11 protein-coding genes are annotated in these 15326 nt (G+C 71.5%); 10 read left to right on the forward strand and 1 reads right to left on the reverse strand.

The genetic code is table 11. The features are described from left to right. Positions 1-98 precede the first annotated feature (98 nt). From ACFQ7Q_RS08910 to ACFQ7Q_RS08940, 7 genes are all read left to right on the forward strand, one after another. A complete protein-coding gene (locus tag ACFQ7Q_RS08910; RefSeq protein ID WP_383551510.1) occupies positions 99-1466 on the forward strand; it encodes a DUF4192 domain-containing protein in 1368 nt (455 codons plus the stop codon). Positions 1467-1581: 115 nt separating this feature from the next. Further along, on the forward strand, positions 1582-3633 hold the full coding sequence (locus tag ACFQ7Q_RS08915; protein WP_383551512.1) for a glycogen debranching N-terminal domain-containing protein: 2052 nt from the start codon (positions 1582-1584) through the stop codon (positions 3631-3633). A gap of 107 nt (positions 3634-3740) precedes the next feature. Further along, positions 3741-4511, forward strand: a complete 771-nt coding sequence (locus ACFQ7Q_RS08920; RefSeq protein ID WP_383551514.1) for an NUDIX domain-containing protein — start codon at positions 3741-3743, stop codon at positions 4509-4511. A gap of 119 nt (positions 4512-4630) precedes the next feature. After that, positions 4631-6388 (forward strand): ATP-binding cassette domain-containing protein, encoded by a 1758-nt coding sequence (locus ACFQ7Q_RS08925; RefSeq protein ID WP_383551516.1) that lies wholly within the window; start codon positions 4631-4633, stop codon positions 6386-6388. A 160-nt stretch (positions 6389-6548) separates the two neighbouring features. After that, positions 6549-7436: a FadR/GntR family transcriptional regulator gene (locus ACFQ7Q_RS08930; RefSeq protein ID WP_383551518.1), complete on the forward strand. Its 888-nt coding sequence runs from the start codon at positions 6549-6551 to the stop codon at positions 7434-7436. 377 nt (positions 7437-7813) lie between these two features. Beyond that, entirely contained in the window at positions 7814-9361 is a 1548-nt protein-coding gene (locus ACFQ7Q_RS08935; protein ID WP_383551520.1) for an RNA polymerase sigma factor, read from the forward strand. A gap of 132 nt (positions 9362-9493) precedes the next feature. Beyond that, positions 9494-10312, forward strand: a complete 819-nt coding sequence (locus ACFQ7Q_RS08940; RefSeq protein ID WP_383551522.1) for a S1 family serine peptidase — start codon at positions 9494-9496, stop codon at positions 10310-10312. Positions 10313-10445: 133 nt separating this feature from the next. Here the strand turns inward: ACFQ7Q_RS08940 and ACFQ7Q_RS08945 are convergent, their stop codons facing one another. Continuing rightward, positions 10446-10676, reverse strand: a complete 231-nt coding sequence (locus ACFQ7Q_RS08945; protein ID WP_329115038.1) for a hypothetical protein — start codon at positions 10674-10676, stop codon at positions 10446-10448. A 432-nt stretch (positions 10677-11108) separates the two neighbouring features. Here ACFQ7Q_RS08945 and ACFQ7Q_RS08950 point away from each other — a divergent pair, with 432 nt between their 5' ends. The 3 genes from ACFQ7Q_RS08950 to ACFQ7Q_RS08960 all read left to right on the forward strand — a co-directional run bounded on the left by ACFQ7Q_RS08950 (position 11109) and on the right by ACFQ7Q_RS08960 (position 15268). Then, entirely contained in the window at positions 11109-13226 is a 2118-nt protein-coding gene (locus tag ACFQ7Q_RS08950; protein ID WP_383551525.1) for a type IIA DNA topoisomerase subunit B, read from the forward strand. A 114-nt stretch (positions 13227-13340) separates the two neighbouring features. Then, a complete protein-coding gene (locus ACFQ7Q_RS08955; RefSeq protein WP_383551527.1) occupies positions 13341-14513 on the forward strand; it encodes a sensor histidine kinase in 1173 nt (390 codons plus the stop codon). Then, the gene (locus ACFQ7Q_RS08960; RefSeq protein WP_383551529.1) at positions 14510-15268 is read left to right on the forward strand and encodes a response regulator; all 759 of its coding nucleotides are present in this window, start codon (positions 14510-14512) and stop codon (positions 15266-15268) included. Before ACFQ7Q_RS08955 ends, ACFQ7Q_RS08960 begins: the two co-directional genes overlap by 4 nt. The last annotated feature ends 58 nt before the right edge of the window (positions 15269-15326 follow it).

A 15326-nucleotide genomic window follows, 5' to 3' on the forward strand; every position in this document is an offset into this window, starting at 1 on the left:
GAACGAGCCGCGAACCTGTGGACAACCGGGAATCGACGTTGCCGGGAGTTATCCACAGGGGTTTCGCAGTCGGCGACGTCCGCGAGACCGTCGTGACCATGAACACGAACCCGCACGAATCCCGTGGATCCACCGAATCGCAGCAGATCACCCTGCGCGGCCCGGCCGAACTGGCCGACGCTCTCCCCTTCATGTTGGGCTTCCATCCCACCGACTCCGTCGTCCTCGTCGCCCTCCACGGCGAGCACGGCCGCTTCGGCGGCAGGGTCAGGCTCGGCATCCCGCGCTCGGCCAAGGAATGGCCCTCGACGGCGGAGCACCTCGCGGAGTGCCTCGTCGAGGGCTGCACCCGCCGCGGCACGCGCCCGGACGGCATCGTCGTCTTCCTCTGCCAGGACCCCGCGCCCGGTGAGACCGGCCGCCACGTGATGGAGCGCCTGCGCCCCTTCGCCCAGCGGCTGCGCACGGCCTGTGGCGAGCTCGACATTCCCGTCTACGAAGTCCTCTGCATCTCCGACGGCCTCTACTTCTCGTACGTCTGTCCCGACACCCGCTGCTGTCCGCCCGACGGCACCCCGCTCGCCCTGACCGGTACGTCGGTCATGGCGGCATCGGCCGCCTACGCCGGAATCCAGGTGCGGGGATCCCTGCGTGACATGGAGGCGCGGCTCAAGCCACGGGCGTCGCCCGACGACGAGCGGCAGCGTAAAGCCCTGAACGAGGCCGCGTCCGTGATCGTCCCCAGGATCCTCGACGACCCGCCGGCCCCGGGCAGGGAGGACATCAGGGAGAAGACGCTCACGCTCGCCCGCGAGATGCTGCGGCGGTACGGCGGGCCGCCCGGGGTGGCCGAGGGACCGGCACCGGCATCCGTGGCCGACCGGGCGCGCGGCACGGGAGCCATGGAGCGGGACGCGGCCGACGACGCACTGATCGACCCGGACGAGGCCGCGGCACTGATCCTCGGACTGCAGGACCGTGACACCCGGGACCGGGCCGCCGAGTGGATGGAAGGTCCGGAGGGCGCGGCGGCCCTGCGGCTCTGGGGAGTGCTGGCCCGGCGGTGCGTGGCGCCCTTCGACGAGTACGCGGCGGCGCCGCTGACCCTCGCCGGCTGGGTGGCCTGGTCCACCGGCGACGAACCGGCCGCCCGGGTCGCCCTGGGTCTCGCTCTGGACGCCGACCCCGACTATGTCTTCGCCAGGCTGCTGCACCAGGCCTGCAACGAGGGACTCGATCCCGAGTCGCTGCGCGGCTGCCTGCGCCAGGAGCGGGAGTCGAGGGCGGCGGCGGCCGTCGAAGCCCGCGCCGGAGCGCGCCGGGCCGGTTCGCGCAGCGCCCGTCCGCAGGCGGTCAGGAAGGGCCGGCGCACCGCCGGAACCCGCCCCGGCACATCCTCACCGAAGCCGTCGCGGGACGCCGCGACCGGGCGAACCGGACAGCGGGGGACGAGGAGCGGCCGATGACGCCCGTGACCAGGCCGCCCGCGAAGGCGTTCAGCTCTGTGGCGGAGCCCCACGACCCGTCCCGCCGACCACGTACCGGCAGTCCGGATCGCACAGAGAGCACCGCACACCACCCATGGCCTCCAGTTCCGCACCGGCCCCCGGACTTCCGGCCGGACCCGCGACCCTCGCCGGCCTCACCCTTCCGGGTGCACCGAGGCCGAGCGAGCTGCCCTCGGTGCACAACGCGCTCATCTGCGTCGCTCTGCCCGCCCTCGTCATCTGCGCCGACCACGGACAGCTCACCGGACGCGGCCTCGAAGGGGTCTATCTGTCCGGGCGGAGACTCCTCTCCCGCTGTGTGCTGCGGGTGGCCGGACGGGAACCGATCGCGCTCCAGGGCAGGCGGGCCGCCGCCGACCGCGCCGTGTTCCTCGGGGCCCTGCGTACATCGGGGGACAACGGACCCGATCCCGGGATCACCGTCGAGCGTTCGCGCGGCGCCGACGGAACCGAGCGGATCACCCTGCGCAGCTCCGCCACCCGGCCGCTGCGACTCCCGGTGGAAATCGCTCTCGGGACGGATCTCGCGGATCTGGGCGCGGTGGCGTCCGGGCGGCCTGGGCCCGAGATCTTCCCCAGCGTCCACGGCACCGGGATGCGCTGGACGGCGGACGACGGCCGGTACGCGGCCGTCACCGCGGAGCCGCCGCCCATGGACGCGCTGGCCGCCGCCGGGCTCCTGCGGTGGGAGATCGAACTGGCTCCCGGAGCCGCCAACACCATCGAACTCAGGGTGCGCGCGGACCGGACACCCCGGTCCGCCCCCCTCTCGGCACAGGGCGCAGCGCGGCCCGGAGGCGCCGTGCTCGCCGAGGCTCGCGCCGAGGGCGACGATCCTCGGATCGGGGAGCTGCTGCGGACATCCGTCGACGACCTGCGGGCCCTTCTCCAGCGCGACGCGGCCCACCCGGGGGACGTCCATCTCGCCGCCGGGGTGCCCTGGCGCTGCGGACCCGCCACCTCCGAGGCGCTGTGGGCAGCGCGCATGGCCCTGCCCCTCGGTACCCGGCTCGCCGTCACCACGCTCCGAACGCTGGCCCGGACCCAGATCGGTGGAACGGGCCCGGTCGCGGGGCGCATCCCCGGCCCCCTCAGGGACGCCGGCCCCTACCTGCCGCCCCGCTGCACCGGCATCGAGGCCACCCTCGCCTTCCCCGCGGCCCTGGCCGAGGCCAGACGCTGGGGGTTGCCCGAGCAGGACCTCGAAGAACTGCTTCCCGCGGCGGAGCGGTGCCTCCAGTGGCTGCGATCCGCCGCGGACCCGCACGGGTTCGTCCCGGACCCGGGGCCCTCCGGTCCCTGGCGGGCCGAGACTCAGGCCCACGCCCACCGGGCGGCCGTGCTCGGCGCCGACCTCCTCGACGCCAGCGGCCGACCGGGCGGGGATGCCTGGCGGGAGTGGGCGAGCACCCTGCGGGCGCGCTTCCGCGCGGAGTTCTGGCTCGACGACAGGTCCGGTGGCAGACCCGCCGCCGCCCGGGCTCCGGGCGGCGGGCCATGGACCCAGCTCGGAGGGTGGGCGGCGCACCTGCTCGACACCGGTCTCCTGGGCGGCGGCCGGTACGCGCCCGGCCTGCTGGACCGGGCCGAGACCGAACAGCTGGCCCGGTTGCTCGGCACCCCGGCGCTGGACTCCGGTTGGGGGCTGCGCAGCCTCGGTGCCAAGGAGCCCGGCCACAACCCCTTCGGGCACAGGGCAGGAGCCGTACGCGTCCATGAGACGGCGGTGGCCGTGGCCGGGCTCGCCGCGGCGGGGTACGAGAGGGAGGCCGTGTCCCTGCTCCGTGGCGCCCTGGACGCGGCGGAGGCGTTCGGCCACCGCCTGCCCGAGATGTACGCGGGCGACCAGAGGACGGCCGGCGCTGTTCCGGTGCCGCACCCTGCGGCCTGCCGGCCGGCCGCCGTGGCCGCGGCCGCCGGTGTCCATCTGCTGGCGACCCTCGCCGGGATCCGGCCCGACGCGCCTGGCCGGACGGTGGCCCTGCACCCCGTCCGTTCGGCTCCGCTCGGCGCGGTACGACTGTCGGGGCTGCGGGTCGCGGGGGAGCCGTTCACCGTGAGGGTGAGCCGGCTCGGGCTCGGCATGGTCGAGGAGGCCGCCGACGGCCTCCAGCTGGGGGGCTGATCATGCGGGGCGGCAGCGCGAGGGAAGCCCTACGGGAGGGACAAGAAGTCACTGCCGATGCGGTGGAGGGGAGTGTTTATCGTCAGGAAGACGACTATGATCGCGGCATGTCTCCCTACGACCCGTCGGCCTTTCCGCCCTTTGCCGTCACCGTCGATCTGGTCGTGCTCACCGTGCGGCGCCACGCTCTGTGCGCCCTGATCGTGAGACGGGGAGAAGCGCCGTTCCAGGGCCGGTGGGCGCTGCCCGGTGGATTCGTCCGGGCGGACGAGGATCTCGGCGCCGCGGCGGCGCGCGAGTTGGTCGAGGAGACCGGACTCTGCGTCCACGACCCGGGTGCCCCGGCGCCCATGCCGAGCAACGGCGCCCACCTCGAGCAGCTGGCCACCTACGGGGACCCGCAGCGTGACCCCCGGATGAGAGTGGTCAGCGTCGCCCATCTGGCGCTCGCCCCGGATCTGCCGGCGCCGCGCGCGGGCGGTGACGCGAACAGCGCACGCTGGGCACCGGTCGAGGAGGTACTCGGCAAGGACGGCTCCGTCGAGCGCGAGGAGGGGCAGGGGGAGCCGCTCGCGTTCGACCACGCGCAGATCCTCGCCGACGGAGTGGAGCGGGCCCGTTCCAAGATCGAGTACTCCTCGCTGGCGACTGCCTTCTGTCCGCCGGAGTTCACGGTCGGCGAGCTCAGGAGGGTGTACGAGGCGGTGTGGGGTGTCGCGCTCGACCCGCGCAACTTCCACCGGAAGGTGACGGGCACCCCCGGATTCCTGGTGCCCGCGGGGGGCACCACCACGCGCCAGGGCGGCCGTCCCGCGCAGCTCTTCCGTGCGGGTGGGGCGACGTTGCTCAACCCGCCCATGCTGCGTCCCGAGGTCTGACGAGCGTGCTCGGGGGCGACCCGAGGCCTCAACCCTGCGCCAAAAGTCCGAAATGTCGCGTTATCTTGCTTCGATAGCCGCCCTGCCGCGGAGCGGTGTCACCTACCGCGAGAGAAGCGATGCTCCAGGCCATCGGACTCACCAGCAGCCCCCGCCGCGACCTCCCGCCCGCCGTGGACGATCTCACCTTCGACGCCAGGCCGGGGCAGGTCACCGCCCTTCTGGGCCCCGCCGGATCCGGCAAGACCACCACCTTGCGGCTGATGCTCGAACTCGAGCCCGGCCGGGGCGTCACGTACTTCCGCGGACGGCCTCTCCACCGCATCGCGCACCCCGCAGGTGAGGTCGGCGTGCTGCTGGGTGACGTTCCGGGGCACCCCTCGCGAACCATGCGCAGCCAGTTGCGGATGCTGTGCGCGGCCAGTGGGGTTCCCGCTTCCAGAGCCGACGAGATGCTCCGGGCCGTAGGACTCACCGGGCTACCCGACCAGCGCATCGGGGCCCTTCCGCGCGCGATGGACCGCCGACTCGGGCTCGCCTCCGCCCTGTTGGTCGATCCGCACGCGCTCCTGCTCGACGAGCCCGGCGCCGGGCTCTCCGTACGGGACAGGGCCTGGCTGCACGAACTCCTGCGTGCCCATGCCGTGGACGGCGGCACCGTCCTCTACACCACCGACGACCCCAAGGACGCGGCCCGCCACGCCGACCGGGTCGTCACCGTCGCCCGCGGCCGCCTCGTCGCCGAGCAGGAGGTGGCCGACTTTGCCCGAACCAGGCTGCGGCCGCGGGTCGCGGTACGTACGCCCCATGCGGCACGGCTCGCCTCGGTCGTCACTCAGGAGGCGCGCGCCGCCCGCCGCACCGTCGAGGTGGTCACCGAGAAGGGCAATCGCCTCTCCGTCTACGGCAGCGACTGCGCCGCGATCGGAGAGGCGGCGTTCCGGCACGGCGTGCTCATCCACCAACTCTCCGACGAGGTGGGCGACACAGGCCCGCGCGACTCGGCCGATCCCTCGGGCCCCACTTCCGTGGACGGCCGCGGCCGCGAAACGGAGGGCCTCGCCGCCGCTCGCGAGCCGGAGCCGCCGGCGGAGCGGCGGCCGACCCGATCGCCGCTGCGCCCGCTCCGGTACGAGATCCGCAGACTGCTCGGCGTTCCGGCCACCCCGCTCGTCGCGGCCGCGGTCCTGATCGCCTCCGTCGTGATCTCGGTGGTGCTCGCACGCAGCGGCCGGACGCCCGTGCCCACGCTGCTCGCCGGCTGGCCCACGCTCTCCCCGCTGCCGCCCGCCGCGATCGGGGCCGGACTGCTCGGTGCCTTCTCGTTCGCGGACGAGTACCGCTACCCGGCGCTCACCACCGGCCGCGGTGCGGTTCCGCGCCGTCTCGGACTGCTGCTCGCCAAGCTCACGGTCGCGGCCGTCGTCGCCCTGGTCCTGGCCGTGCTCGTCGTGGCCGCCGACCTGCAGACCCTTCGCCTCGTCTACGGCGGCGAGTTGATTCCCGTACCGAAAAACTGGCCGACACTGTGTGCGAGTTGGCTCGGTCTGACCGTCGGCTGCGCCTGGGCCGGAGTGCTCGGAGCCGGGGTCTTCCGCGTCGCCGCGGCGGGAGTGGCGGCCGTCCTCGCGGTGCCGGTGGTCCTCGCGCCCGTGCTGCAGAAGGTGACCTCCGGGCCCTCGGGCCGTCCGCTCTCGGGGCTCCCCGCCCGGCTGCGGGGTTTCGTCAGCATGGAGTGGCCGGCAGCGGCCGACCGCTGGCTGGAGGGGGTGTTGCGGGTGGTCGCCCAGCCCGTGGGGGTGGCGCTGGCGCTGTCGTTGACCGCCCTGCTCTGCGCCTATCTGTTCACCGGCCTGCGCCGCAAAGCGCGTTGGTGATCATTTCCGGATCGAAAGCTTCCGCTTCCCCGGCAACTCCCTTGAAAATGGCTCGCTATGTCTGATAAATCGTCAATTGTGTAGGGGGTGCCGATCACCCTTTCGTGTGCTTTTCACCAAAGACCTCAAGGGTCACGGGGGGCACGCCGACAAAGGATGCGTGAGTACCCTTGCGCACACCATGATGACCGCCGCCCGCCCCGTCGACTCCGGCCTCGGCGCCCCGGGCGATCTCGACCGCTACCCGTACGGGGAGGCGCCCGTCGCCGACCGTGTGGGGCCCTCCTCCTGGGAGGGGGTGGAAACGGACCTCGGCCGGGTCGGCCGTCGCACGGCCGGCAGTCGCGGCCGCGGCCTGCACGGCCAGCTCGTCCAGCAGCTGGGGCAGATGATCGTCTCTGGCGACCTCGGTGCCGACCGCCCGCTCGTTCCGGAGGAGATCGGTCAGCGCTTCGAGGTCTCCCGCACCGTCGTGCGCGAGTCGCTGCGCGTCCTGGAGGCCAAGGGCCTGGTCAGCGCCCGCCCCAACGTCGGCACCAGGGTCAGGCCCGTCAGTGACTGGAACCTGCTGGACCCCGACATCATCGAGTGGCGCGCCTTCGGCCCGCAGCGCGACGACCAGCGCCGCGAGCTGAACGAGCTGCGCTGGACGATCGAGCCGCTGGCAGCCCGGCTCGCCGCCGGTCACGGACGCGAGGACGTCCAGCAGCGGCTGGCCGACATGGTCGAGATCATGGGTCACGCCTACGCCCAGGGTGACGGCATCACCTTCGCCCGGGCCGACGTCGAGTTCCACTCCCTGCTGATCCAGCTCGCCGGGAACCGGATGCTGGAGCACCTCTCCGGCATCGTCGCGGCCGCGCTCCAGGTCTCCGGCGGTCCGGTCACCGGCTGTGACCGTCCGGGTGAGCCCTGCCTGGCGCACCACGCGCGTATCGTCGACTGCCTCGCGACCGGGGACGCGCTGGGTGCCGAGACGGCCATGCGTCAGCTGCTGACCGTCCACCCGGAGGTGGAGCGCGTGGTGCCCGCCCCGCGCGAGCACTGACCCGCGGGCCACGGCCACGGGCGCGGAGTCGTACACACCGCGTGTCGCCGGAGCCGTGCGGAACCCGGGGATCACGACGCATCCCCAGGGTTCCGCGGGGGCTCGGGCGGCGCGAATGTGCGACGAACGCCCGTTCTGGCCGCTTCGTCGCAAATGAGGTGTGACTCGGGCCACGCGGATTGGGCGTAACACTCCTCGAAGCCGTGCGATGACTTAAGAGGTGACAGCCGAGGAAGGAATACAGCAGCCGCGTGAGGCGCTGTGCAGTTCCCCGGTCCAGCCCGCGCCGTCGGCACATTCCCAGCCGATGGTCGTCGGCTCCGGCCCGATCCCGGGCGGGGCCGGAAGCCGTTTTCCATCGTTCCGAGAGGTTGTTCGTGTCGGCCAGCACATCCCGTACGCTCCCGCCGGAGATCGCCGAGTCCGAGTCTGTGATGGCGCTCATCGAGCGGGGAAAGGCTGATGGGCAGATCGCCGGCGATGACGTGCGTCGGGCCTTCGAGGCTGACCAGATTCCGCCAACCCAGTGGAAGAATGTTCTGCGCAGCCTCAACCAGATCCTCGAGGAAGAGGGTGTGACGCTGATGGTCAGTGCAGCGGAGTCGCCGAAGCGCGCCCGCAAGAGCGTCGCAGCGAAGAGCCCGGCCAAGCGCACCGCCACCAAGACCGTCACCGCCAAGACGACCGTGACGAAGACCGTCTCGGCCGCCACGGCGGCTGCGGCGGCTGAGAGCGCGGACCCGGCCGACGAGGCCGGAGCGCCGGCCAAGAAGGCGGCCGCCAAGAAGACCGTGGCCAAGAAGACGGTGGCGAAGAAGGCCACCGCCAAGAAGGCGACGGCCAAGAAGACCGCTTCCAAGAAGGACGCCGACGAGGCCGTCGAGGGCGAGGAGCTCCTCGATGACGTCGCGCCCGGCAAGGGCGAGGACGAGGAGGCCGAAGGCGAGAACAAGGGCTTCGTCCTGTCCGACGAGGACGAGGACGACGCTCCGGCGCAGCAGGTCGCCGTCGCCGGTGCCACCGCCGACCCGGTCAAGGACTACCTGAAGCAGATCGGCAAGGTCCCGCTGCTCAACGCCGAGCAGGAGGTCGAGCTCGCCAAGCGCATCGAGGCCGGTCTGTTCGCCGAGGACAAGCTGGCCAACTCCGACAAGCTGGCGCCCAAGCTCAAGCGCGAGCTGGAGATCATCGCCGAGGACGGCCGCCGCGCCAAGAACCACCTCCTGGAGGCCAACCTCCGACTGGTGGTCTCGCTGGCCAAGCGCTACACCGGCCGCGGAATGCTCTTCCTGGACCTGATCCAGGAGGGCAACCTGGGTCTGATCCGCGCCGTCGAGAAGTTCGACTACACCAAGGGCTACAAGTTCTCCACGTACGCCACCTGGTGGATCCGTCAGGCGATCACCCGCGCCATGGCCGACCAGGCCCGCACCATCCGTATTCCGGTGCACATGGTCGAGGTCATCAACAAGCTCGCGCGCGTCCAGCGCCAGATGCTCCAGGACCTGGGCCGTGAGCCCACCCCGGAGGAGCTGGCCAAGGAGCTCGACATGACCCCGGAGAAGGTCATCGAGGTCCAGAAGTACGGCCGCGAGCCGATCTCCCTCCACACCCCGCTGGGTGAGGACGGAGACAGCGAGTTCGGTGACCTCATCGAGGACTCCGAGGCGGTCGTCCCGGCCGACGCGGTCAGCTTCACGCTCCTCCAGGAGCAGCTGCACTCCGTTCTCGACACGCTCTCCGAGCGTGAGGCCGGCGTGGTCTCCATGCGCTTCGGTCTCACCGACGGTCAGCCGAAGACGCTGGACGAGATCGGCAAGGTCTACGGCGTCACGCGTGAGCGGATCCGCCAGATCGAGTCGAAGACGATGTCGAAGCTCCGTCACCCGTCCCGTTCGCAGGTCCTGCGCGACTACCTCGACTAGTCCGCGTCGTACACGCCGAAGGGCCCGGTTCCCCGAAAGGGGGCCGGGCCCTTCGGCGTGTGCGCGGGTGCAGGGCGGCGACACCTGCACCACGCTGGGTGAACCGACATCTTCGGAGAGTCAGGAGGCTCTATGCGTCGCCCCATCGCCCGAGCAGTGACCACTGCCCTGGGCCTGATCTCGGCGGCGGCAGGCCCGTTCGCCGCCGCCGCTCCCGCGGCCGCCGACAGTGTCGTCGTCGGAGGGCAGACCGCGAAGATCGCGGAGGCCCCGTGGGTCGTGGCGCTCTCCAGCCGTGACCGGTTCGGAGGTACGCGTGCGGGGCAGTTCTGCGGGGGAGTGGTGGTCGCGCCGACCCAGGTGCTCACCGCGGCCCACTGCCTCGGCAGGGACGTTCTGGGCGGCGAGCCCTCGGACCTTCCCGACCTCAAGGTCATCGCGGGCCGCAGTGCGCTCAGCGGCCAGGGTGGGCACGAGATCCGGATCTCCGGCACCTGGACCAGTCCGGAGTACAACCCCACGACCAACGCCAACGATCTGGCGGTCCTGACGCTGGCGACCGCGCTGCCGCAGTCCTACGTGATCGAGGTGGCCCGCCCGGGCGACGAGGCCGAGATCCCGGGGACGGCGGCGGACGTCTACGGATGGGGGGACACGACAGGCAACGGCACCTATGCCTCGGCGCTGCGCTCGGCGCGCGTCCAGGTGCTGCCCGACGGGGCATGCGAGCGGGCCTATCCGGGCGGCTTCGGAGCCGCGTACCGGGGCGAGACGATGCTGTGCGCCGGTGACCCGCAGGGCGGCAAGGACGCCTGCCAGGGGGACAGCGGAGGGCCGCTGGTGGCCGCGGGGCGGCTCATCGGGCTGGTGTCCTGGGGCAGTGGGTGCGGTCAGGCCGAGAATCCGGGCGTCTACACCCGGGTCTCGGCGGTGCTGCCGACGAAGCTCTGAGCCGCACAGGCGAGGCCGGAGCGGGCCTCGGGCCTCGTGTGCGAGGACGGGCGGCCACCCCCCTGTGACTGCGGGGGTGGCCGCCCGTCGTCCGGTCAGCGACCGGCCCTTGGCTCGTCGTGGATGCGAGGCGTCAGCGGTCCTCGTCTACTGCCTTGGCCGGCACGTCGGTGAGCCGGTCCGTCTCATCCTGTATTTCCGCGGCGATCTTCTTGAGTTCCGGCTCGAACTTGCGCCCGTGGTGGGCGCAGAAGAGCAAGTCACCGCCGCTGGTCAGGACGACGCGCACGTACGCCTGGGCGCCGCAGCGGTCGCAGCGGTCAGCGGCCGTCAGGGGGCTCGCGGGGGTCAGAACAGTAGTCACGTCGCCTCTTCTCTAGCTCGACGAGCTGTCGTACCAGGGTCAACATCCAACCAGGCCGAAAACGTTCCCGCTCGTGGCTTTTCCTCGAAACTTCTTCCCGAGGTGGCTGTCTGCTGCCGGTTGGCGGCGAATGAGCCGTATTGCGTCGCTCTACGGATTTCGCATTGCTTGTCTCGGTTCGTCCTCCCGGCTGGGTTGCCGGTTGTGAATGAGGACGTGCCCGGAGCCTAAATGGTTCATGCGTGGAAGGGAACGTGATGTTCACGTCACCCCATCGAGGGATCGAACACTCATGCGACTCTGCACTAGCATGAGAAATCAGGAGGGTGGCGTGACAACGGCTCTACCAGGCATCGGTACCCTCAGACCGGTGAACGACGCCGGGCCTTACCCCACCGGGCCACTTTTCAAATTCAGCGAGGAGCGAACCGCGTGACCGCCGAAACGTCCGTGCCGTCCAGTGCGCTGCTGACCGCAGACCGTGACGCTTCCAACTACACCGCGCGGCACCTGCTCGTACTCGAAGGGCTCGAAGCGGTCCGCAAGCGCCCCGGCATGTACATCGGGTCCACCGACAGCCGCGGCCTGATGCACTGCATCTGGGAGATCATCGACAACTCCGTCGACGAGGCCCTCGGTGGCTACTGCGACCGCATCGACGTGATCCTCCACGACGACGGCTCCGTCGAGGTGCAGGACAACGGCCGGGGCATCCCGGTCGACGTCGAGCCCAAGACCGGGCTCTCCGGCGTCGAGGTCGTCATGACGAAGTTGCACGCCGGCGGAAAGTTCGGCGGCGGCTCGTACGCGGCCTCCGGCGGTCTGCACGGCGTGGGCGCCTCCGTGGTGAACGCGCTGTCGGCCCGGCTCGACGTCGAGGTCGACCGGAACAGCGCCACGCACTCGATCAGCTTCCGTCGCGGCGTCCCCGGCATCTTCACCGAGCAGGGCCCCGACAGCCCCTTCGACCCCGCCAACGGGCTGCTGAAGGGCAAGCGCGTCCCGAAGACCCGCACCGGCACCCGCGTGCGGTACTGGGCCGACCGCCAGATCTTCCTCAAGGACGCCAAGCTCTCCCTGGAGACGCTCCACCAGCGCGCCCGCCAGACGGCCTTCCTGGTGCCCGGCCTGACCATCGTGGTCCGCGACGAGCGCGACCTGGACGGTGTGGGCAAGAGCGAGGAGACCTTCCGCTTCGACGGCGGCATCAGTGAGTTCTGCGAGTTCCTCGCGCAGGACAAGGCCGTCTGCGACGTCCAGCGGCTGACGGGCACGGGCACCTTCAAGGAGACCGTCCCGGTCCTCGACGACCGCGGCCACATGACCCCCACCGAGGTCACCCGTGAGCTGGGCGTCGACGTCGCCCTGCGCTGGGGCACCGGCTACGACAGCACGGTCAAGTCCTTCGTCAACATCATCGCCACCCCCAAGGGCGGCACCCATGTCTCCGGCTTCGAGCAGGCCATCACCAAGACGGTGAACGAGGTCCTGCGCTCCGCCAAGATGCTGCGCGTCGCCGAGGACGACATCGTCAAGGACGACGCCCTGGAGGGGCTCACGGCCGTCGTGACGGTCCGCCTCGCCGAGCCGCAGTTCGAGGGCCAGACCAAGGAGGTGCTCGGCACCTCGGCCGCCCGCCGGATCGTCGCCAACGTGATCGCCAGGGAGCTGAAGGCCTTCCTCACGTCAACCAAGCGTGATGCCAAGGCTCAGGCCCGGGCCGTCCTGGACAAGACCGTGGCGGCCGCCAGGACCCGCATCGCCGCCCGCCAGCACAAGGACGCGCAGCGCCGCAAGACCGCGCTGGAGTCCTCCTCGCTGCCGGCCAAGCTCGCCGACTGCCGCAGCGACGACGTGGAGCGCAGCGAGCTCTTCATCGTCGAGGGAGACTCCGCGCTCGGCACCGCCAAGCTCGCCCGCAACAGCGAGTTCCAGGCCCTGCTGCCGATCCGGGGCAAGATCCTCAACGTCCAGAAGTCCTCCGTATCGGACATGCTCAAGAACGCCGAGTGCGGAGCGATCATCCAGGTCATAGGAGCCGGCTCCGGCCGCACCTTCGACATCGACGCCGCCCGGTACGGCAAGGTCATCATGATGACCGACGCCGACGTCGACGGCTCCCACATCCGCACGCTGCTGCTGACCCTCTTCCAGCGCTACATGCGGCCCATGGTCGAGCAGGGCCGCGTCTTCGCCGCCGTGCCGCCGCTGCACCGCATCGAGCTGGTCCAGCCCAAGAGGGGCCAGGACAAGTACGTCTACACGTACTCGGACAACGAGCTGCGCCAGACCCTGCTCGAGTTCCAGCGCAAGGGTGTCCGCTACAAGGACGCCATCCAGCGCTACAAGGGTCTCGGTGAGATGGACGCCGACCAGCTGGCGGAGACGACGATGGATCCGCGGCACAGGACCCTGCGCCGGATCAACATCGGCGACCTGGAGTCGGCCGAGCACGTCTTCGACCTGCTGATGGGCAACGACGTGGCTCCCCGCAAGGAGTTCATCACCAGCTCCGCGGCGACGCTCGACCGCTCGCGGATCGACGCCTAGACCGGTTCCGCCGGCCGACCGTCCACCCAGGGGTGGAGCCGCAGAGTTCCACCCCTGAGGCGATCACGGACGCGTCTCCCCTCCGTAGCATCGAAGCGACGGAGGGGGACGGACATGTACGGCGGCAGGACGACCAGGCGATGGCTCGTGTGGCCCGCGCCCGAGGCGCTGACCCGGGTCGGTGTGCCACGCGGCCGCCTCGTGATCGACGGCTTGCTGCTCACCGCGATCTGCTCGTGGATCGTGGCGAGCGCGTACGGCTCGGGAGCCTTCTCCGGCTGGTACGGGATCGTGCCCCCGCTCGGTCTCGCCCTCTGCGTGGCCGCGGTCGCCGCCTATCACGCGACGACCGTCGCCCATCGGCTCGCGCCGTCGCTCGGGCTGCTCACCCTCGTGGCGGCGGTCGGGCTCGGAGCCCATGCCGCCGGAGCCGATGTCTCCGCGACGCTGGTCTGGATCGTCGTCTCGGTCACGGCGATGGAGCGACTCCCGCTGCTCGTCGCCCTGATCACCGTGCTGGTCCTCTCCGGAGGCTTCGTCGACGCGGACGAGACCGGGTTCCTGGGTGCCGGGGTGACCACGGCCGCCGTGCTGCTCACCGGCTACTCCCTCCGCTTGGACGCCCAGGCCCGCAGCGCCGGGTTCCGGCTGCTGGCGCAGGAGCGGGCGGCCCGCGAGGCGGAGGCGGCCTCCGCCGCCCTGAGCGAGCGGGCCAGGATCGCCCGGGAGATCCACGACGTGCTGGCGCACAGCCTCTCCGCGCAGCTGGTGCACCTGGAGGCCGCGCGGCTGCAGATCGAGGCAGGTGCCCGGCGGGAGGACGTCCTCGAGCGGGTGGCCGCCGCGCGCTCCATGGCCCGGGAGGGACTCGCCGAGACCCGGCACGCGCTCTCCGCGCTCCGCGGCGACATGGTGCCCGTCGAGGACTATCTGCGGGAGCTGGCGCGCGGGGACCGGGCGGAGGTCGAGGTGATCGGCGTGCGCCGGGCCCTGCCGCCGGAGGCCTCGCAGGCGGTACGCAGGGTGGCCCAGGAGGCCCTCACGAACGTACGCAAGCACGCGCCGGGGGCGAGGACGCGGCTCCGGCTCGCCTACGAGACGGGGGAGATCGCCCTGGAGGTACGGGACTCGGGTGCGGTCGGGGGCGGCGACGGTGCCGCGCTGAGCGGTTCGGGCTCGGGCTACGGGCTCCTCGGGATGAGGGAGCGCGCCGAGCTCCTGGGCGGCACGCTGGAGGCCGGTCCCGAGGACGAGGGTTTCGCCGTGCGGCTGAGGGTGCCGGCATGAGCGGTCCGAAGACGCGGTACGACGACGGCCGGGTCGCGCGCGTGATCGTGGCCGACGACCAGTCCATGGTGCGCGAGGGCATCGTGCTCGTGCTCGGGCTGCTGCCCGGCATCGAGGTCGTCGGAGCCGCCAGGGACGGCGAGGAAGCCGTCGCGCTGACCGCGGAACTCGCCCCCGATGTGGTGCTGATGGACCTTCGGATGCCGCGGTGCGACGGGGTGGAGGCGACCCGGCGGATCCGCTCCGAGCACCCGGAGACCGAAGTCGTGGTGCTGACCACCTACGCGGACGACGACTCGCTCTTCCCGGCACTGCGCGCCGGGGCCCGCGGTTATCTCACCAAGGACGCGGGCGGGGAGGAGATCGTACGGGCCGTCCATGACGTGCTCGACGGACGGGCCGGACTGGCGCCCGCCGTCCAACGGAGGCTTCTGGAACAGCTGATGGCCCAGCCCCAGGGGCGTGCACCGTTCCGGGGAGGACCGGCCGAGGCGGCGCACGGCGGCCGGCGAGGACCGCAGCACCAGGAGTCAGGACCCGACGGACTCACCGAGCGCGAGACCGAGGTGCTCGGCCTGGTCGCGGACGGACTCTCCAACCAGGAGATCGCCCGCCGACTGGGCATCTCCACGGCGACCGTCAAGACGCACATCAACAATCTCTTCGCCAAGATCGGCGTGCGCGACCGGGTGCAGGCCGTCCGGTACGCATATCAGCACGGGCTCGTCGCCCCACCTGGCGAGACCATCACCTGATGGGGTGAAGAGCGGGAGGAGAAGAGTCCTGGATCTTCCCGCTCTGTCCATCCTTGGG

Origin of the sequence: Streptomyces sp. NPDC056527, assembly GCF_042794475.1 — a bacterium.
Classification (GTDB): Bacteria; Actinomycetota; Actinomycetes; order Streptomycetales; family Streptomycetaceae; genus Streptomyces.

What these genes read in the sequence shown, in the direction of transcription:
- ACFQ7Q_RS08920 (WP_383551514.1), top strand. Translation starts at nt 3,741, where the DNA reads ATGTCTCCCTACGACCCGTCGGCCTTTCCGCCCTTTGCCGTCACCGTC.
- ACFQ7Q_RS08910 (WP_383551510.1), top strand. Translation starts at nt 99, where the DNA reads ATGAACACGAACCCGCACGAATCCCGTGGATCCACCGAATCGCAGCAG.
- ACFQ7Q_RS08955 (WP_383551527.1), top strand. Translation starts at nt 13,341, where the DNA reads ATGTACGGCGGCAGGACGACCAGGCGATGGCTCGTGTGGCCCGCGCCC.
- ACFQ7Q_RS08960 (WP_383551529.1), top strand. Translation starts at nt 14,510, where the DNA reads ATGAGCGGTCCGAAGACGCGGTACGACGACGGCCGGGTCGCGCGCGTG.
- ACFQ7Q_RS08940 (WP_383551522.1), top strand. Translation starts at nt 9,494, where the DNA reads ATGCGTCGCCCCATCGCCCGAGCAGTGACCACTGCCCTGGGCCTGATC.
- ACFQ7Q_RS08925 (WP_383551516.1), top strand. Translation starts at nt 4,631, where the DNA reads ATGCTCCAGGCCATCGGACTCACCAGCAGCCCCCGCCGCGACCTCCCG.
- ACFQ7Q_RS08915 (WP_383551512.1), top strand. Translation starts at nt 1,582, where the DNA reads ATGGCCTCCAGTTCCGCACCGGCCCCCGGACTTCCGGCCGGACCCGCG.